14 protein-coding genes and 1 pseudogene are annotated in these 17,601 nt (G+C 66.5%); 10 read left to right on the top strand and 5 right to left on the bottom strand.

From position 1 onward, the window contains the following. Positions 1–9 precede the first annotated feature (9 nt). From AB4078_RS06160 to AB4078_RS06135, 6 genes are all read left to right on the top strand, one after another. Complete coding sequence (locus tag AB4078_RS06160) at positions 10–1,158, top strand: ABC transporter ATP-binding protein (protein WP_441976381.1); 1,149 nt, start codon at positions 10–12, stop codon at positions 1,156–1,158. Then, a complete protein-coding gene (locus AB4078_RS06155; protein ID WP_441976380.1) occupies positions 1,158–2,351 on the top strand; it encodes an extracellular solute-binding protein in 1,194 nt (397 codons plus the stop codon). The genes AB4078_RS06160 and AB4078_RS06155 overlap by 1 nt, the downstream gene beginning before the upstream one ends. Further along, complete coding sequence (locus tag AB4078_RS06150) at positions 2,344–3,234, top strand: ABC transporter permease (protein ID WP_441976379.1); 891 nt, start codon at positions 2,344–2,346, stop codon at positions 3,232–3,234. Before AB4078_RS06155 ends, AB4078_RS06150 begins: the two co-directional genes overlap by 8 nt. After that, positions 3,231–4,154, top strand: coding sequence for an ABC transporter permease (locus AB4078_RS06145; RefSeq protein ID WP_441976378.1), 924 nt, complete (start codon positions 3,231–3,233; stop codon positions 4,152–4,154). Before AB4078_RS06150 ends, AB4078_RS06145 begins: the two co-directional genes overlap by 4 nt. Before the next feature lie 23 nt (positions 4,155–4,177). Next, a complete protein-coding gene (locus AB4078_RS06140; RefSeq protein WP_441976377.1) occupies positions 4,178–5,110 on the top strand; it encodes an RNA polymerase subunit sigma-70 in 933 nt (310 codons plus the stop codon). Positions 5,111–5,237: 127 nt separating this feature from the next. Further along, entirely contained in the window at positions 5,238–5,798 is a 561-nt protein-coding gene (locus AB4078_RS06135) for a dihydrofolate reductase family protein (protein ID WP_441976376.1), read from the top strand. A 127-nt stretch (positions 5,799–5,925) separates the two neighbouring features. Here the strand turns inward: AB4078_RS06135 and AB4078_RS06130 are convergent, their stop codons facing one another. Continuing rightward, positions 5,926–7,293 (bottom strand): aspartate aminotransferase family protein, encoded by a 1,368-nt coding sequence (locus AB4078_RS06130; protein ID WP_441976375.1) that lies wholly within the window; start codon positions 7,291–7,293, stop codon positions 5,926–5,928. 189 nt (positions 7,294–7,482) lie between these two features. Here AB4078_RS06130 and AB4078_RS06125 point away from each other — a divergent pair, with 189 nt between their 5' ends. Further along, on the top strand, positions 7,483–7,767 hold the full coding sequence (locus AB4078_RS06125) for a type II toxin-antitoxin system Phd/YefM family antitoxin (RefSeq protein ID WP_441976374.1): 285 nt from the start codon (positions 7,483–7,485) through the stop codon (positions 7,765–7,767). Between the two features lie 3 nt (positions 7,768–7,770). Further along, positions 7,771–8,181, top strand: coding sequence for a type II toxin-antitoxin system VapC family toxin (locus AB4078_RS06120; protein WP_441976373.1), 411 nt, complete (start codon positions 7,771–7,773; stop codon positions 8,179–8,181). Positions 8,182–8,325: 144 nt separating this feature from the next. Here AB4078_RS06120 and AB4078_RS06115 read toward each other — a convergent pair whose 3' ends face one another. The 3 genes and pseudogenes from AB4078_RS06115 to AB4078_RS06105 all read right to left on the bottom strand — a co-directional run bounded on the left by AB4078_RS06115 (position 8,326) and on the right by AB4078_RS06105 (position 15,280). Then, a complete protein-coding gene (locus AB4078_RS06115) occupies positions 8,326–9,402 on the bottom strand; it encodes a hypothetical protein (protein ID WP_441976372.1) in 1,077 nt (358 codons plus the stop codon). Between the two features lie 43 nt (positions 9,403–9,445). Beyond that, positions 9,446–12,172, bottom strand: coding sequence for a site-specific DNA-methyltransferase (locus AB4078_RS06110; RefSeq protein WP_441976371.1), 2,727 nt, complete (start codon positions 12,170–12,172; stop codon positions 9,446–9,448). After that, positions 12,162–15,280, bottom strand: a pseudogene (locus AB4078_RS06105) (BPTD_3080 family restriction endonuclease). Before AB4078_RS06105 ends, AB4078_RS06110 begins: the two are co-directional and overlap by 11 nt. Positions 15,281–15,386: 106 nt before the next feature. Here AB4078_RS06105 and AB4078_RS06100 point away from each other — a divergent pair. Further along, positions 15,387–15,698, top strand: coding sequence for a helix-turn-helix domain-containing protein (locus AB4078_RS06100; protein WP_441976370.1), 312 nt, complete (start codon positions 15,387–15,389; stop codon positions 15,696–15,698). A 25-nt stretch (positions 15,699–15,723) separates the two neighbouring features. On the opposite strand, the gene AB4078_RS06095 is transcribed toward AB4078_RS06100, so the two are convergent. Next, on the bottom strand, positions 15,724–16,938 hold the full coding sequence (locus AB4078_RS06095; RefSeq protein WP_441976369.1) for an MFS transporter: 1,215 nt from the start codon (positions 16,936–16,938) through the stop codon (positions 15,724–15,726). A gap of 418 nt (positions 16,939–17,356) precedes the next feature. Here AB4078_RS06095 and nrdH point away from each other — a divergent pair, with 418 nt between their 5' ends. Beyond that, complete coding sequence (gene nrdH / locus AB4078_RS06090; RefSeq protein ID WP_045273567.1) at positions 17,357–17,590, top strand: glutaredoxin-like protein NrdH; 234 nt, start codon at positions 17,357–17,359, stop codon at positions 17,588–17,590. The last annotated feature ends 11 nt before the right edge of the window (positions 17,591–17,601 follow it).

The raw sequence follows: 17,601 nt of genomic DNA, 5'->3' as shown, positions 1-17,601 counted from the left end.
AGCGGTCCCATGTCCGTACCTGCTCAGAGCACGACCGATGCGCCCACCGGCGGCGTCGAGATCTCTGGCGTCACCAAGTACTACGGTGAGGCGACGGCCGTCGACCGGCTGTCGCTGTCGATCCGGCCGGGGGAGTTCCTCTCCCTTCTCGGTCCCTCGGGATGCGGCAAGACCACGACCCTGCGCATGATCGCGGGCTTCGAGCACCCCGACGAGGGCGACATCCGCCTGAGCGGCCGGAGCGTCCTCGGCCTTCCCCCGCACAAGCGGGAGGTGAACACGGTCTTCCAGGCGTACGCGCTGTTCCCGCACATGACGGTGGCGGAGAACGTCGCTTACGGACTGCAGCAGCGCGGAGTGCCCAAGGCCGAGCAGCGCGAACGCGTGGCCGAGGCCCTCGACATGGTGCAGCTGCGCCGCTTCGCGGACCGCAAGCCCACCCAGCTGAGTGGCGGGCAGCAGCAGCGCATCGCACTGTCCCGTGCCCTGATCAATCGTCCCAGCGTGCTGCTGCTGGATGAGCCGCTCGCGGCCCTCGACCGCCAATTGCGCGAGGAGATGCAGCTCGAGCTGAAGCTGCTGCAGTCGCGGCTCGGCACGACCTTCGTGTTCGTCACGCACGATCAGGCGGAAGCGCTGTCGATGAGCGACCGGATCGCGGTGATGCGTGCGGGGCGGATCGAGCAGCTCGCCGCCCCCGCCGACATCTACGCCGAGCCGGCCTCGGCCTACGTGGCATCGTTCATCGGCCAGCAGAACTTCCTGCACGGGACGGTACTCGGCGGCGACGCCGTCGACACCTTCGCAGGAACCGTGTACGGACGCTGGGGCGGGGAGCAGAGCGCGCCGGGATCCTCCGCTGTCGCCGCGATCCGCCCGGAGTTCGTGCGGCTCGCTCCTGCGGGACGTGCGGACGAACCCGGCCTCGACGGCACCGTGCTGGGCGTCTCGCATCTGGGCGAGACCCTGCAGGTCGCCGTGGACGTGGGCCGCGAGCAGACGTTCCTGGTGCGGATCCCCGCTCCCGTCGCGCCGGCGGTGGCCGTCGGCGACGCCGTGCGCTGCACCTGGAGCGACGCCGACGTGCGCATCTTCGCCGGCGACGGGATCCCCGAGACGGCCACCCACGTGATCGCTCTGCCCAAGGAAGCGGCCTGATGGCGCACGGCGGCGCTCACGGCCAGCCCCCGGTGCGGGTGCTCGCGAACGCTACGTCCGCACGCAAGATCGGTGCCGAGCTGACGCGGCGCGGCTTCCTCGCGACCGCGCTTGCGGCTTCCGGCGCCGTGCTGTTCACCGCCTGCGCCCCGCAGAAGGCGTCCGCGGCATCCCAGGCGAACGGCGGTCCGCTCGAGGACAAGCTCTCGATCTACACCTGGAGCGACTACGACGATCCGGATCTGCTGAGCGCCTTCACGAAGAAGAAGGGGCCGAAGATCGTCGTCGACGCGTTCAACTCGAACGAGGAGCTCGTCGCGAAGCTGGTCGCCGCGCGCGGCACGTCGGGCTACGACATCGTCGTCCCGACGGGTCCGTTCATCCTCCCCATGGCCGAGAACGGTCTCCTGGAGCGGCTGAACCTCGACCTGATCCCGAACTTCCAGACGATGAACCCCCACTTCATCCACCGCACGTTCGATCCGAAGAACGAGTACTCGATCTGCAAGGCATGGGGCACGACGGGCTTCGCCTACGACAAGACCGTGATCAAGCGGGAACTGACCGGGTGGGCCGACTTCATCGATGCGGCGCAGAACGAGGCCTCCGGGAAGACCTCCCTCCTCGATGACCCGGCGCCCATGTGCGGCATCTACTTCTGGTCCCACGGGATCGACTGGAACACGACGGACGAGAAGCACCTCGCGGACTGCGAAGCGTTCATGACGAAGGAGATCGCCCCGCATGTGATCTCCTTCGACTCCGCACCCGGCGGACAGATCATCCCGCAGGCGACCGCGGCGCTCGTGCAGGTGTACAACGGCGACGCGCGCACCGGGATCGCGGCGTCGAAGAATCCGGAGCGCTGGCAGTGGGTGCTGGGGGCCCCGGCGACCGAGATCTGGATGGACAACTGGTCGATCGCCAAGGGGGCGCCGCACCCCGAGGCGGCGCACGCCTTCATCAACTTCATCATCGCGCCGGACGTGCAGGTGAAGCAGATGGACTACATCGGCTACGACACCGGCGTCGAGGGCAATCAGCAGCGGGCCGAGGAGGCGGGATTGGAGAACCTCGACATGGTCTTCTTCACGGAGGAGCAGATCGCCACGATGCACGAGGGGAAGTTCACGAAGGCCCAGGAGCGGATCGTGGCGATCTGGAACGCGACGAAGGCGGCCGCCGGTGCGTAAGCTCAGGATCCGCTTCGGCCTGGCCCTGCCCGCCTGGGTGTGGCTGCTCGTCTTCTTCGTCGTCCCGATCGGCGTCGTGGTCTGGTACAGCTTCGGCTACAAGCCGAGCATCTTCTCGACCAACGCGAACGACAAGCTGTCCTTCGATCGCTACGTCGAGGCGCTCTCGCCCACCTTCTTCGCGACCTTCCAGAACACGCTCTGGGTCGGCATCGCCGGAACCGCCCTGTGCCTCCTGATCGGCGCACCGGTCGCGTACTGGATCGCGGTGAAGTGCGCACCGAGCCGGCGCGGGATGTTCCTCGCCCTGGTGATGGTGCCGTTCTGGACCAACTTCCTGGTGCGCACGATCGGCTGGCAGATCATCCTGGCGCCCGAAGGCTGGCTCTCGCACGCGCTGCAGTTCCTCGGCGTGATCCCGGGACCTCTCGGGATCCTGAACACCCGCGGTGCGGTGCTGCTCGGCGTCGTCTACAACTATCTGCCGCTCATGATCCTGCCGCTGTTCGTGGCGTTCGACCGCGTGAGCGGCCCGCTGCGCGAGGCGAGCAAGGATCTCGGCGCCGGCAGCTGGCAGACGTTCTTCCGCGTGACGATCCCGCTCGCGCAGCCCGGCATCATCGCCGGGGTGCTGCTGGTCTACATCCCGCTCATGGGCGACTACATCACGGCGACCGTCCTGGGCGGCGCGAAGGGCAACATGGTCGGTCAGATCGTCGCCAGCCAGTTCCAGACCGCGCAGAACTGGGCGCTCGGATCCGCGATGGCCGTGCTGCTCATCCTCACGATCGCCCTGTCGATCGGGGTCATGGCGGCGATCGGCTGGCTCGTCACGATCCCCATCCGCCGCAGCTACCGACTGACGCTGGAGGACGCACGATGACCGTCGTCGCAGAACGCCCCGCCGAGCAGGCGGATCCGTCACCGTCCACGACCCGGGCGGGATCCGGTCGCCGTGCGAAGGCGCCGCGCAACGTCAGCCGCTGGCTGCTGCCGCTGTGGGCGACGCTGGTGTTCGTCTTCCTGTTTCTGCCGATCGCTGTCGTGATCGTCTACTCGTTCAATGTCGGCCGGCTGCTGATCTCGTGGGACCACTTCGGCTTCGACTCGTTCGCCGCGATCGTCACCAAGCCGGCCGTCCGCGACGCGGTGCTGGTCTCGCTGCGCACCGGTCTCATCGCCGCCGTGCTGGCGACGGCGCTGGGCACCCTCGCCGGCATCGCGATGGCGCGCACACCCGGCAAGTGGGTGCCGTGGTTCCTGGGGTTGCTGCTGCTCATCTCGGTGACGCCGGAGATCGTGGACGCCGTGGCGCTGCTGCCCTGGGTCGTCTTCCTCGGCCAGGATCTGGGGCTGTGGATCTTCAACGACGGCACCGTGCGCCTCGTGATCGGCCAGTCGCTGTTCTCGATCGCGATCGTCTCCTACATCGTGCGGGCGCGCCTGGTCGGCCTCGACGCCCGGCTGGAGGAGGCCTCGGCGGATCTCTACGCCAAGCCGTTCACCACCTTCGCGAAGGTCACGCTGCCGCTCGCGATGCCGGCCGTCCTCGCGGGCTTCCTGCTCTCGTTCACGCTGGGGCTCGACAACACGATCGTCTCCGCCTTCGTGCAGGTCTCCGGCACCACGCCGTGGCCGGTCTACGTGCTGAGCGCCCTGCGCAGCGGCCTGCGCCCGGAGATCGCCGCGGTGTCCACGATCATGCTCCTGCTGACGCTCGGTGCGCTCGCGCTCGTGGCGCTGGTTCTGAAGAAGGCGGGCGATTCCGCCGCCGACATCGCTCGGACGATGGCGGGCGGCTGAGCGGGACGGCTAGCCTCGGCTGCGTGGACGCCCCCGACCTCGCCGCGCTTCGCAGCGGACTGCTCGCCTTCTGCTATCAGATGCTGGGTTCGCCGTTCGATGCGGAGGACGCGGTGCAGGATGCGCTCGAGCGGGCCTGGCGCAGCCGGGCGTCGTACGATCCGGACAAGGCGGCGCTGTCCACGTGGGTGTACCGCATCGCGCGCAACGTGTGCGTGGATCGGCTCCGCGAGACACCGCGACGCCCGCTCCCACGCGACCTCACGGACCCGGGCATCGACGTCGGCGCGCCCCTGGTGCCGGCACTGGACGTGCCCTGGCTGGTGCCGGCGCCGACCCGCTGGTGGGCCGACTCCGAGCCGGAGCGGGCGGTCGCCGAAGCCTCCGGGGTGCGGCTCGCGGTGACGCTCGTGCTGCAGGCGCTGCCGCCGAAGCAGCGCGGGGTCTTCATCCTGCGCGAAGTGCTCGGGCACTCCGCGGCGGAGACGGCCCGGATCCTGGAGACGAGCGTGCCGTCGGTGAACTCGGCATTGCAGCGCGCGAAGGCGGCTGTCGCAGAGCGATCCTCCCGCCCCGCCCCGCTGCGGCGCGAGACGGTCGAGCGGTATGCGCGCGCCATCGAGCAGGCCGACGTCGCCGCGCTCGCGGAGCTCGTCGCCGATGACGTGCTGTTCGAGATGCCGCCCGTGCCGTTCTGGTCGATCGGGCGCGAGACGTACGCCGCGTTCATGGCGCACCTGTTCGACTGGCAGGGGACGGGCTGGCAGAGCCGTCCGATCTCGGCCAACGGGCAGCACGGCTTCCTGCTCCTGCGCGTCGACGACGACGGCCCGCACCCGCACACGGTGCAGCTGTTCGAAGCCGACGTGACGGGAACCCGGATCGGGCACGTGCTGGTGTACCGCGACGAGGCGCTGTTCGCCCTGTTCGAGCGCGAGGGCATCGTCGCAGTCTGACGAGTCCGAACGGATCCCGCCCGTACGGATTCCGCCCGCACCGATGAGTTCGGCTGCTCTCGCCCGTACACCCTCATGAAGCCCTCCGCGGAGGATCCGCATCGGGGCACGAGGCGAGGAGCACGACATGGCACGCATCATCGTGGCGCAGTTCATCACTCTCGACGGCGTCGTGGAGGATCCGGACGGATCCGACGGTACGCCGTTCGGCGGGTGGTGCTTCCGGCACGGTCCCGAGGCGATCTCGGGGGACAAGTTCCACTACGGCCCGATCCTGCAGACCGGGATCTTCCTGTTCGGACGTCGCACCTGGGAGGCCTTCTCGGCCCTGTGGCCGCCGCGCGACGAGACGGATCCGTTCGCCCGCGCGCTGAACGCCGCGGACAAGGCGGTCGTCACGGGCGGCGACATAGACCTCGCCCGGTGGCAGAACTCCCGGCGGGTCGAGACGGATCCGGTCGGCTGGGCGCGGGAGACCGCCACGGAGCGCGACGTCATCGTCATCGGCAGCGGGTCGCTCGTCGAGCGCTTCGTCGCGGCAGGCGCGGTCGACGAGTACCGGCTGCGTGTGTTCCCCACGGCGACCGGCGCCGGCCGGCGACTGTTCCCCGGCGGCATGGCCCTCGACCTCGTGAGCGTCGAGCAGGTCGGCCCGACGAGCCTGGTGATCGCGACGCCGTCGCGCTGAGCCTCGCGCGGCACGATCGCAGACGGCCGAGCGCGGCGCGAGCGCAGACTGCCGAGCGCGGCGCGAGAGCAGAAGAAGGGGGGAGGGCGGATCCCCATCCGTCCTCCCCCTGTCGCGTCCCCAGCGACTACAGAACCGACTCGGCCTCGGTCAGCACGCCGCGCAGGATCCCGGCGATCTCGCGGAACTCCGCCGGCCCTATGGTGAGCGGCGGCGCGAGCTGGATCACGGGGTCGCCGCGGTCATCGGCGCGGCAGTACAGGCCGGCATCGAACAGCGCGCCGGAGAGGAACCCGCGCAGCAGGCGCTCCGACTCGTCGTCGTCGAACGTCTCCCGCGTGGTCTTGTCCTTGACCAGCTCGATCCCGAAGAAGTAGCCATCGCCGCGCACGTCGCCGACGAGCGGCAGATCGAGCAGGGTCTCCAGCTCTGCGCGGAACAGCGGCGAGTTCTCGCGCACGCGCTCGTTGAGCTTCTCCTCCTCGAAGATGTCCAGATTCTCCAGGGCGACCGCGGCCGACACGGGGTGTCCGCCGAAGGTGTAGCCGTGCGGGAACGACAGGTCGCCGTGCGCGAACGGCTCGTAGATCTTGTCGCTCACGATCGCGGCGCCCAGGGGGGAGTATCCGCTCGTGATGCCCTTGGCGCAGGTGATGATGTCGGGCACGTAACCGTAGGCGTCGCAGGCGAACATGTGCCCGATCCGGCCGAACGCGCAGATCACCTCGTCCGAGACGAGCAGCACGTCGTAGCGGTCGCAGATCTCGCGCACGCGCTGGAAGTATCCGGGGGGCGGCGGGAAGCAGCCGCCCGAGTTCTGCACCGGCTCGAGGAAGACTGCGGCGACCGTGTCGGGGCCCTCGAACTGGATCATCTCCTCGATCCGGTCGGCCGCCCAGACGCCGAACGCTTCGGGGTCCGTCGGCGCGCCCATCTCCGCCGCGCGGTAGATGTTCGTGTTGGGCACGCGGAAGCCGCCCGGGGTGACCGGCTCGAACATGGCCTTCATCGCGGGGATGCCGGTGATCGCAAGCGCGCCCTGCGTGGTGCCGTGGTAGGCGATCGCGCGGGAGAGCACCTTGTGCTTGGTGTGCTTGCCCTGCAGCTTCCAGTAGTGCTTGGCGAGCTTGAAGGCGGTCTCGACGGCCTCGCCGCCGCCCGAGGTGAAGAAGACCCGGTTCAGGTCGCCCGGGGCGTAGCCGGCCAGACGGTCGGCCAACTCGATCGCGGCGGGGTGCGCGTACGACCACAGCGGGAAGAAGGCCAGCTGCTCGGCCTGCTTCGCCGCGGCCTCGGCGAGGCGCTTGCGGCCGTGGCCCGCGTTGACGACGAACAGGCCCGAGAGCCCGTCGATGTACTGCTTGCCGGTGTCGTCCCAGATGTGGTGTCCCTCACCCCGGACGATGATCGGCACCCCGTTGCGGTCCATCGTGGACTGCCGGGTGAAGTGCATCCAGAGGTGATCGTGTGCTTTCTGTTGCAGATCGGCGCTCATGCTCCGATCTTGTCACTCGAAATCGGAAATGACAACAGATATCGAAGGTTGGGATCCCCGGATCCTGCGGATTCCGAGGTTGGATAGGACTTTCGATCCGAGTCGTCGTGGTCGGGTTCGGATGCTGACGCCACCTGTGACTTCCAGCACTGTGTAGTACTCTCACTACATCGGAGATCGAGGTGCACGATGTTCACCATGACGGCGCGCGAGTTCAATCAGTCCATCGCCAAGGCGCAGCGCATTGCGGACGGCGAACCTGTGCTGGTGACGCGTCACGGCGCGCCCGCCTACGTGCTTCTGAGCATCGCGGAGTATGAGCGTCTACGACCGTCCGCACCGACCTCAATGCTCGACCTGCTCGCCATGGCGCCCGAGGAGAGCGAGCTGGACGATGGCGAGTTCGATCGGATCATCGATGAGATCGTCGCGGATCGGAAGAAGGACTTCGGCCGACCGCCGGTGGAGTTCTGAGCGGTGTACCTCGTTGACACCAACACGCTCTCGGAAGCTCGACGAGCGGGACACGTGGGGGAAGAGGCTCGGCGCTGGATGGCGTCCGTCGCACCGAGTTCGCTGTTCATCAGTGTGATCTCGGACTATGAGCTGGAGCGGGGAGTGCTGATGCTGGGTCGCCGCGATCCGCGCCAAGCCCAGGCGCTGCGGAGATGGCTCGACGGCGTGCGGCTGGAGCTCGGAGTGCGAATACTCCCGATTACGGCAGAGATAGCCCGGGCGTGCGCGGGAATCAACGTGCCCGACCGCCGCCCGTGGGCCGACTCCTTGATCGCCGCCACTGCACTTCATCACGGCCTGACCGTCGTCACGCGGAACGAGAAGGACTTCGAGGTTCCGGGGCTGGCGGTGGTCAATCCGTTCTCCGGGTGAGGAATCGAGTTCGCATCTAGCCGTCTGATGTCGCAATGCCGATCGCCTCGGGGTGCCCTGAGCGCATCGTGAGAGCGGTGCCCGCAACGCGCTCGATCGAGGGGCTGGTGTGGCCGGCGCCCGGCGGGATCTGCGTCGACGTTGCTAAGGTATGGCGTCGCCGAATGCGCGCTCGAGGCGTCGTTGTTCTTCCTCGGCTGCAAGGTAGGCGCGGCGTCTGTCTGCTTCGACCGATCGCGCGACATCGAGGTCGTGATGCAACCGCCGCACGGCCTCTTCCACGTTCTCGACTCGCTCGCGTTGCGCTCGCATGCCAGCAGACGTGTCAGCGGGACGAAGGCGTGCCTGCTTCGCTGCTGCCCAGATGGACTCCGCCTCATGTATGGCTGTCTCGATCTGATCGCAACGGTCATTGGCGTCGTGCCACTCATCGAGACGCGATTGGGTCGTCTGCCACGCAGAGATCTTGATCAGATTGTTCTTGAAGTCCCACTGGGATCGCGGCAGCGCCGTCAGGGTGACGTCACGGTACTTGATCAGTGACTCTGTAAGGCTGAAACGGCCTTGAGCTGCGTCCATGGCGAGCTTGGTGAGGTTCTGCCACTGGCCAGCAATAGACCTCGTTGCGCTCCAGTCCACAGATGTCTGTGCGTCATCTGGACTCCACCCCAAATGATTCTCGGAGCCTCGAGCAAATGACGTCAGTGACTGAAGCCTGCCGTGCCGGGTTGCGAAACTGAAGTCGGACGAGACTATCCCCGTCAAGACGCGCTCATCTCTCGCGCGCGCATCGGCCCAGTTGCCCGAATGTTCGGTGAAGGCCTCGACGGCATCTCGAAGCGAGATACCCGGGAAGACGCCATCGATCCAGCGTCCCTCGACGGTATCGACTGGAGTGGTGTTGAATCCACGGAAGCCTGCGAACGGCGCGTCGACTCCGGGCTCGCACAACACGACGGCGTCGTGTGACCCGCGCAAGATCAACGCAGGGACTTCTCGCACATAGAACACGTTGCCGCGTTCGCGCAACTGCTCCGCGCCCGCCCTTGCGCTCGTCACGTCGCGGAAGAGATGTGTGTTGCGGAACCAGTGCCTGACCCAGGTGCTGTGCCAAGCATTCCGGCCGCGATATAGATACGCGACAACTCCTGCATCGATGCTGAGCAACAGACCGTCGTCGTAGCCGCCGCTGTCCGGCCAGACGAGTTCGGGGATCTTCACGACTTCCCTTGGCTACTCAGAGCCACCCCGGGAAAGCTCGACATCAGTCGACCTCGTAGACCTTCATGACTTCGTCGCCGTAGTCGTTGATGACCTTGATGGCGATCTTGCCGGTGGCGGGGCGGTCGAAAGGCATGGAGACCGTTCGGTACAGCTGCTCCCACGCCTCGGCATTGATGTCCGCCTTGAGGGCGACTTTGAGCTTCTTCATCGGATCGTTGCCGCCCGTGAAGTAGCAGTGCCGCACGAAGAACGACTCCTCGTTGTAGTCGGTGTCGATCATCCAGAGCGCGATGTCTTTGGTATCGCGTGAGCGGACGTCGTTGATCGCCACGTCGTAGACGTCGACGCCGAAGAGCTCGGCTTCGATGCGGTCAGAGCCGTCGGATGCGGGGCGGATCTCGACGTCAGGCTCGCCGAAGACGGTGAACAGGTTTCCTGCACCGGTCTTCTTCAGGGCATCGCCCATGAGTAGTTCGGCGTTCATCCGGACGATCAGCACCTTGAGGCGGCCGAGCTTGCGCTCGCCGGAGACATGCGCGAACCCGCCGTCATCGGCCTCGATCTCCACCTGTTCGACCTCGGTGACCTCGGTCACGTTCGGCTCGAAGGAGAAGCCGAGCACGCAGAGCAGATCCACGTCACGGTCGGCGAGTGCTTCCTTGGCCGCGTCGCGGACGAAGCCGGCGCTGACCGTTCCGTATTCGGGCCCGATCGCGATCGCGACGTTTCCGGCGGGTGCGTCGTCGGTTTCGTTAGCGCGCTCGCCGATCGCCTGCACGTGCGTGCCGCCCCACTCGTCGAGCGTCGCGAACTCGATGCGCTCCTTGCGGCGCCCGTTCTGGATGCCGGCGCTGCGCAAGTTGTCGATGATCGTCTGGGCGTAGTCGGCACCCATCGCATCGGAGGATCCGGCGAGTTCACTTCGGCTCGCTTCGCCGTCCTGGTCGAGTGTGCGATAGGGCGAGAGGCTTTCGACCGTGAACCTGCCGGTCACCCGCACTTTCTTCTTGTCTTCGTACGGCTTGTCGTAGAGCAACTCGAAGTCGGCGTGCTTCTTGATCGCCGCGTCGATCTCGTCGCGCGTCATTCCCTCGTGGATGTCCGGGTTGTTCGCGATCGATTTCAGCGTGATGTGCTGCACCCGCTCGTAGACGAACCCCTGACTGATGTCGCCCTTGGTGTCGGCGGGCGGCATGAGCTTGCCGGAGACCTGCGCTTCTTTCGCGCGGCCCTCCGGCGAATCGGCCAACAGGTAGTACGGGTAGCGACCGCCCATGAGGCGCTGCCGTGCAAGGGCCAGCGCGACGCGAGACGTGTCGATCGTGATCCAGCGACGCCCCCACTGCTCCGCGACGTAGGCGGTCGTGCCAGATCCGCAGGTCGGATCCAGGACGAGATCTCCGGGATCGGTGCACATCAGCATGCAACGGCCGATGACTTTCGTGGTGGTTTGGACTACGTAGACCTTTTCATCGGTGAAGCCACCAATGATTGTGTCGTTCCACACGTTGGTGTATGGCGCCCAGCCGGAGTCATCTGCGTAGCGGACATACTCCAAATTGGAACCTTCAGCGTGGATTCGATGGGCCCACGCGAGCCGATCGAGTCCTTCCGGGAATCTCGGTTTCCAATGGAGTTGTCGACCGGGCCTGTAGACATGCCCCAGATACTCATAGGCCTGATCCGAGCTTCCCGCGGCTTGGGATCTGAGGTTGTCGTTGCGATAGATCTTCGCCCCTGCAGGTAGAAGGGACTCATCGTCTCGTTCTGCTTTGGTCGAGAGACGTCGAGTTCCATCAGGGAGCATGACCCATCGATAGCCCGTTTCGACACGTGACTCTTGACGAAGCTGGCGCACTTTCGCCTTGTCGACGCTCTTCGCATACCAAAGGATCAGGTCTCCCATACGTCCGAGCGCGGCAGATTGCGAAAACCCGCTCGTCGTGGCGAAACTGATCTGCGCCATGAAGTTCTCAGCGCCAAAGATCTCGTCAAGGATCGCTCGCACGCGATGCACATGCTCGTCGCCGATCTGCACGAACACGGATCCCGACTCTGTCAGCAGGTCGCGCGCAACGACGAGCCGATCGCGCAGATAAGACAGGTACGTGTGGATCCCGTCTTTCCAGGTGTCCCGGAACGCCTTGATCTGCTCGACTTCGCGGGCTGCGTCCTTGCCGTCCTTCACATCCCGCTTGCTTGCGGACACCTGCCAATTCGAGTTGAACTTGATGCCGTAGGGCGGGTCGATGTAGATCATCTGCACTTTGCCGCGCAGCCGCTCGCGCTCCGCGAGGGAGCCCATCGCCTGCAGGGAATCGCCGAGGATCATCCGGTTCGACCACGCAGCGTCGTACTGGTAGTACGAGATCTGCTGCAGTTCGTCGAGACCTCCATCGAAGTCGTCGTAGAAGAGCATCTCCGGCTCGGGCTCGCCTGTCGCGGCGGTGTCGCGCAGGTTCTCGACGAGCACGCGCGGATCGATCTTCTCCTGGATGTACAGCGGCGGTGCCTCCACGACAAGGTCGTCGTGATCCTGCTGGTCCTTGCCATGCCAGACGAGCTGAGGGTCGAGAGCTTCGTTTCGGCGCTCGCGCTCTGCGCTCAGACCGGCGAACCGTGCATAGACGATCGGTTCGCGCTGCATCGTCTCAGGGTCGGCCCACCGCTCCGCGCCGTCCGCCGTGGGGATGTTCGTCCGCCTCGCCTCGGGGTGCTCGTAAGCGTCGACTTCGGTGGGTCCGGTCTGGGCTGGCTTACGCGCCATCGTCGTCCTCCATGAATCGCACACGCCGGGTCGGGCGCGTAGAACGGGCAGGGGAGAAGCTGAGTTTGTCCGGATCACCGATGATCGCGTCATCGGCGTAGAGGTTGTTGATCGCCTCGCGCAGAGCTCGCTGCAGCCCGATCACGGTGTCCAGCTCGAAATAGCCCCAGCGTCCGAATCCACCGTGGTTGTTCACCGCGACGCACCACACGTTGCGTGCCGTCTCCGCCTTCACGGCCCGCAGTCGCTGGTTCTTCTGGCCACCGGACACTTCGACGATGAGCGTTCGTTCGAGACCGTCCGGATCGTCGGGGTCTGGCGCGAGCTTGAGCAGGAAGTCAGGCACGTACCGGTGCGTCACGCCCTCGTGCACGTAGGGGACGTCGAATCCGAGCCGGTCGTTCTTGACGTAGGAGGTGACGACGCCCTCGTTCGCGAGCATCTCGCACTCGTACGCCAGCAGGTTCTCCCAGGTGTTGCCGTCCCTGCCGTCGAGCGTGACGTGACTGACCTCGCTCGTTCGTGTCTCGTAGACGCGCTTACGCGTGACGAAGCGCACATCGCCGGTATCCCCGACCGGGGCTGAGCGATCGAAGATCGGCTGGATCAGCTCGCGGCGGTTGTTCCCCTGCCACCCGATGCAGCGGGTGAGCGCCTCGGCGGCGCGCCGCATCTCATTCTCGCTGCGGGTGAGATGCCACGGCTCGAAACCCGGGCCCAGCACGAGCACGTCATCGATCCACGAGCGTGCGTAGCCGAGCAGCCGCGGGAACAGCCATGGCCGCGGGTTCGTGCCCCCATCCGTGAACTCGCGATCGAGCACGAGCTTGGCGAGCTCGAACGCGACTCGCGCGTTGCGGCGGCCGTGCGCGTCCGTGTTGAAATCGTCGACTTCGCTCGAGCCGATCACGCCGGCATTCACGGTCCGCGTCGGGACCTGGCTCTGATCAACGTGGAACGGCTCGATATCGCTGGTGTCGAAGAACATCTCATCGTCGGGCATCTCGATGCGATAGCCGCTGAGCCGCGGGAACCGAATCCGGAGCCCTTCGCGCCCTTCGACGCTCCCGACTTCGATGGCAGGAGGCGGCGGCAGCGGATCTTTGCCGGCGCGCTCGCCGGGGATGAACGCGAACGGGATGCCGTACACGTTTGCGTACTCCGGCTCGAACCGACCGTGCTCGTTCAGCGCCCAACTGCGGCGCCGGAGTCCACGTCCGATCACCTGCTCGCAGAGAAGCTGGGAGCCGAACGCGCGGATGCCGAGGATATGGGTGACGGTGTTCGCGTCCCACCCCTCCGTCAGCATCCCGACGCTCACGACGCAGCGGATGTGCTCACCCAGCATGCCTCGCTTGCCGACCGTGTTCATGACCTCGCGAAGCAGATCCTGTTCGGTCAGCTGGTCGGCGTCCGCGCCGGGATGCTGACGGCTCCAGTCGTCCTTGAACTTCTCGATCTCCGGCGCCGCAGCGGCGAGGAAATCCTTCGGGAGGGACTCGCCCGATTCCAAGGCCGCGGAATCGATGAGCAGCGTCCGCGGACGGGTGCGCCAACGGGTTCCTTCGACGTTGTCAAACAGCTCGAGCCGCCCGGGGCGCAGATTGGTGCCGTTGTCCGACGGAAGCTCCTTGCCCGCGATCCATTCCGTCATGAGCTTGGATACCAGCGTGTTCGGGCAGACGAGGATCATCACAGGTGGCGGCTCACCATGATCGCGAAGCGTCGCTTCCACCGTGCGTACTCGCGCTCGTAGCTTCGATACAGGCTCTCCAACGCGGCCTGGAGCTCCTCGGGCGGCGCCCAGTTGTCCGGGATGGCGGATGCGCGCTTCGGCAGGCGGTCGCCGATGTGCGACCAGAGCGCTCGGAAGGTGACCTCATCGCCGATCGCGTCGTCGTCGACAGGCAGTCGCGGAATCTTCACAATCCCGGACTCGATGGCGTCCATGAGGGAGAAGTCGCTGACGGTCCACGGGAACACATAGCCCTCGTTCCATCCGGATCCGCCGAGATAGAACGGCGTCGCCGAGACGTCGAAGATCTGCTTGACGCCGTAGCCCTTCGTGTTCCGGATGGCCTCCAGACCGCGGAACCAGACCCGCGCGTCCTGGTTCCGATCCGCGTCGCCTTTGCTCAGCTTTCCCGAGAGCGGGCGGCTCTGATAGCAGTGGTGCGCCTCGTCGTTGAGCACGACGATGTTCCCCGGATCCTTCCCGAGGTCGCGAAGCACGCGGCTGACGATCTCCGCCGGCGATTCGACGTAGCGATCGCCCTCGCCGGGCGCGAGGATCTCTCGTGTTGCCTTCGAGACTCCCTCGAACTCCTTGCGGATCCGCGGTAGGAACTGGTGGTAGTTGGCGATCACGACCCGTGCCTCGTTGAGACGAGGGCGCAGATCCGCGGGCACGAGCTCGCGCTCGTCGTAGTAGTTGGCGGTGCTCTCTGGACGGAGGACGCGGAGACGGTCGCGAATGGTGATGCCTGGAGCGACGAGGAGGAACTTGCTCGCGAATCGCGTGTCACGGGGAGATGCGATCTTGTTCAGCGTCTGCCAGGCGATGAGCATGCCCATGAGCACGGTCTTGCCGGTCCCGGTCGCCATCTTCAGTGCGATGCGGGGGAGTCCTGAGTTGTGCTCGGCGTTCGCGTCGTCGATACGGAGACGCCAGTCGGTGTAACCGCGGCGCCCTGCCACCTCAGTGAGGAAGATCGCCGTCTCGGCGGCGTCGCGCTGGCAGAACAGCGTCCGGTTCTCGCGGTCCGCGTCCGCCCAATGCAGCAGGAGTTTGCGAGTGATCGGGGTGACCCCGTCGTAGCCCCGGGTGCGCCAGAGCTCGACGTCCCGGCGCAGGCCGTTGATGGTGTCGTTGACCTCGCGGCGTTCCCCTGTGAGGTCGAAGTCGATCTCCAGCTGTTGCGCGGTCTGAACCGCCTTGCCCCGGCCCTTGCGCTCCTGAGGGATCGGGATGAACGACTCGCTCGGACGGCGACCTGCTCGCTTCTCGCCCGTCGGGCCGTTCGGGCCGATGACGAAATGCGCTGCGGGCGGGTCGTAAGGCCCGTTGAGGATCGGATTGAGGAGGGCGTCAGCGGTCGACTCCGTCACGGCGCGCTCCCTGCTTCCCCACCCAGCGAGGAGGATATAACCTCGCGTCGTTAACCTAGCGGGAATAAGCCTTCGTGTTTACACGCGCGGGCATTAGCAAAGATGAGTGCCCGAAACTCCTGAGGATCCGCGCGTCGAGCTCGGTCGGCGGCTTGCCGAGCTCCGCGTGAACCAGTCGCTGACGATCCAGGGACTCGCGGCGGCATGCGAGCTCGATGTGTCGAATCTGCGCAAGATCGAGAAGGGGCTGGGCAATCCGCGACTGGCGACGGTGCTGAAGGTCGCGGGTGTGCTGGAGGCGGATCTACGGGAGCTGTTCGGCGGGCTGGATCCTTATGGCCTCACGGGCAAGGATCACCCGCAGCCGCTGAGCGCCTTCAACGACACGTTCTGGCGGCCGAAGGATCGCATCGCCTGAGGGTTCCCGCGGCGGGATCACGCCGTCACGGCAGCTGGACGGCCTCGGTGTCCGGCATCGGCGCGGCGTCGCGGCCGCGCAGGTCGGGGAAGAAGCGCACGAACACGACCGAGACGATCAGCGCGACGGCGGCGAAGCACGTCGCTGCGAGGTAGGCCCCGGTGGGGCTGTGCATGCTGTCGATGAGGAAGCCGGCAATCGCTGATCCGGCGGCCGCGCCGATCAGCTGGCCGGTGCCGACCCAGCCGTACGCCTCGGCGGTCTCGGAGAACTTCACGCTCGCCGACGTGATCGCGAACAGCACCGCGAGCGCCGGCGCGACCCCGATGCCGGCGGCGAGCAGAGTGCCGCCGAGCCAGAACACGTTGAGGGACACCATCGTGAGCGCGAGCCCGACGGTCACGATGGTGAGCCGGCGGGCCATGGCCCAGGGGCCCATCGGCACGTGGCCCGAGGCGAGACCGCCGACGAGGCTTCCCACCGAGAAGACCGCGAGCACCAGACCTGCCGAAAGTCCCCCGTGGTCGAAGGTCTTCACCACGCCCACCTCGACGGCCGCGCAGGCGCCGATGAGAAGGAAGCCGACGACCGTGGCCAGCAGCACCGGCGGCTTCAGCACGACGGCGCCGAAGCCGCGGCGGCTGCGCGGGATGCGCACGCGCCCGACCTCGGGGGAGAGGATGAACCAGGCGCCGCCGCCCACGAGCACGGCGGCGACGAGCAGCAGGCCCTGTACGGTGCCGATCTGCGTGGAGACGATCGTGATCACGACCGGGGCCACGATCCAGATGATCTCCTGCAGCGATGCGTCCAGTGAGAACAGCGGCGTGAGCTGTGAGGAGTTCACGAGCTTCGGGTAGATGGTGCGCGCGGCGGACTGGATTGGCGGGGTCGAGAGCCCCGCGATCAGGCCGAGCACCACGTAGCCGGCGAGCGGCAGGAACGAGAAGAACGCCAGCCCGAGGAAGGCGAGCACGCAGATCGACAGGGTCAGCGTGAGCACGGGGCGCATGCCCCACCGGCCCATCCAGCGGCTGGTGACAGGCCCGGACACGGCCTGTCCGATCGACGACGCCGCGAGCACCAGCCCGGCCGCTCCATAGGATCCGGTCGCGTGCTGCACGTGAAGCAGGATCGCGAGACTCGCCATGCCGTTCGGGAATCGCGCCGTCAGCTGTGCGGCGATGATGCGCCCGACTCCCGGTACGCGCAGAAGCTCCTTGTATCCCGATCCGGCCACGGACCAACGCTACAGGTCTCGCGGTGCGGAGAGCAGGCCTCCCGGCCGATCGAGCGCGGCTAAGGGAGGGCTCGGCGCGACACGCCGACGACACGCCGACGACACGCCGGAGGGCGATTTCCACAGGCTGAGGAATGTCCGCGGCCCGTCCTAGCGTCGGATCTGTGGAGGGATCCGGTCGGGGTGTCGGCGACCCGCAGGAAATCGCGGTTCGGGGGTGCTCCGCGGCCGCCCGGGGCTGTGGACAAAAGCGTGGAGAACCTGTGGCGAAGCGGTGGAATACGGTGGAAAACTACAGGGTTGTAACTACTAGCCCTTGTGGTCGACCTGAATGTCCGTACCTATATGTAGTATTGAACTCCCGGCGGGGCCACCTGCCCGATAGTCGGGTTCTGAGGGGAAAGAAGAGGCGCAATACATGTCCATCACGGTCTACACCAAGCCCTCCTGCGTGCAGTGCAACGCGACCTACCGCGCGCTTGACGCGAAGGGCATCGAGTACGAGATCCACGACGTCTCGGAGGACGCTGCGGCGCTCGAGCACGTGAAGTCGCTCGGCTACCTGCAGGCTCCCGTCGTCGTCACCGACGAGGACCACTGGTCGGGCTTCCGTCCCGACAAGATCGACGAGCTCGCCGCTCGCCTGGCGTAATCGCGGAGGAG

The organism is Microbacterium sp. 2MCAF23, from assembly GCF_052115565.1.
In the GTDB taxonomy this organism is placed as follows: domain Bacteria; phylum Actinomycetota; class Actinomycetes; order Actinomycetales; family Microbacteriaceae; genus Microbacterium.
This window is presented reverse-complemented; position numbering and strand designations above follow the sequence as displayed.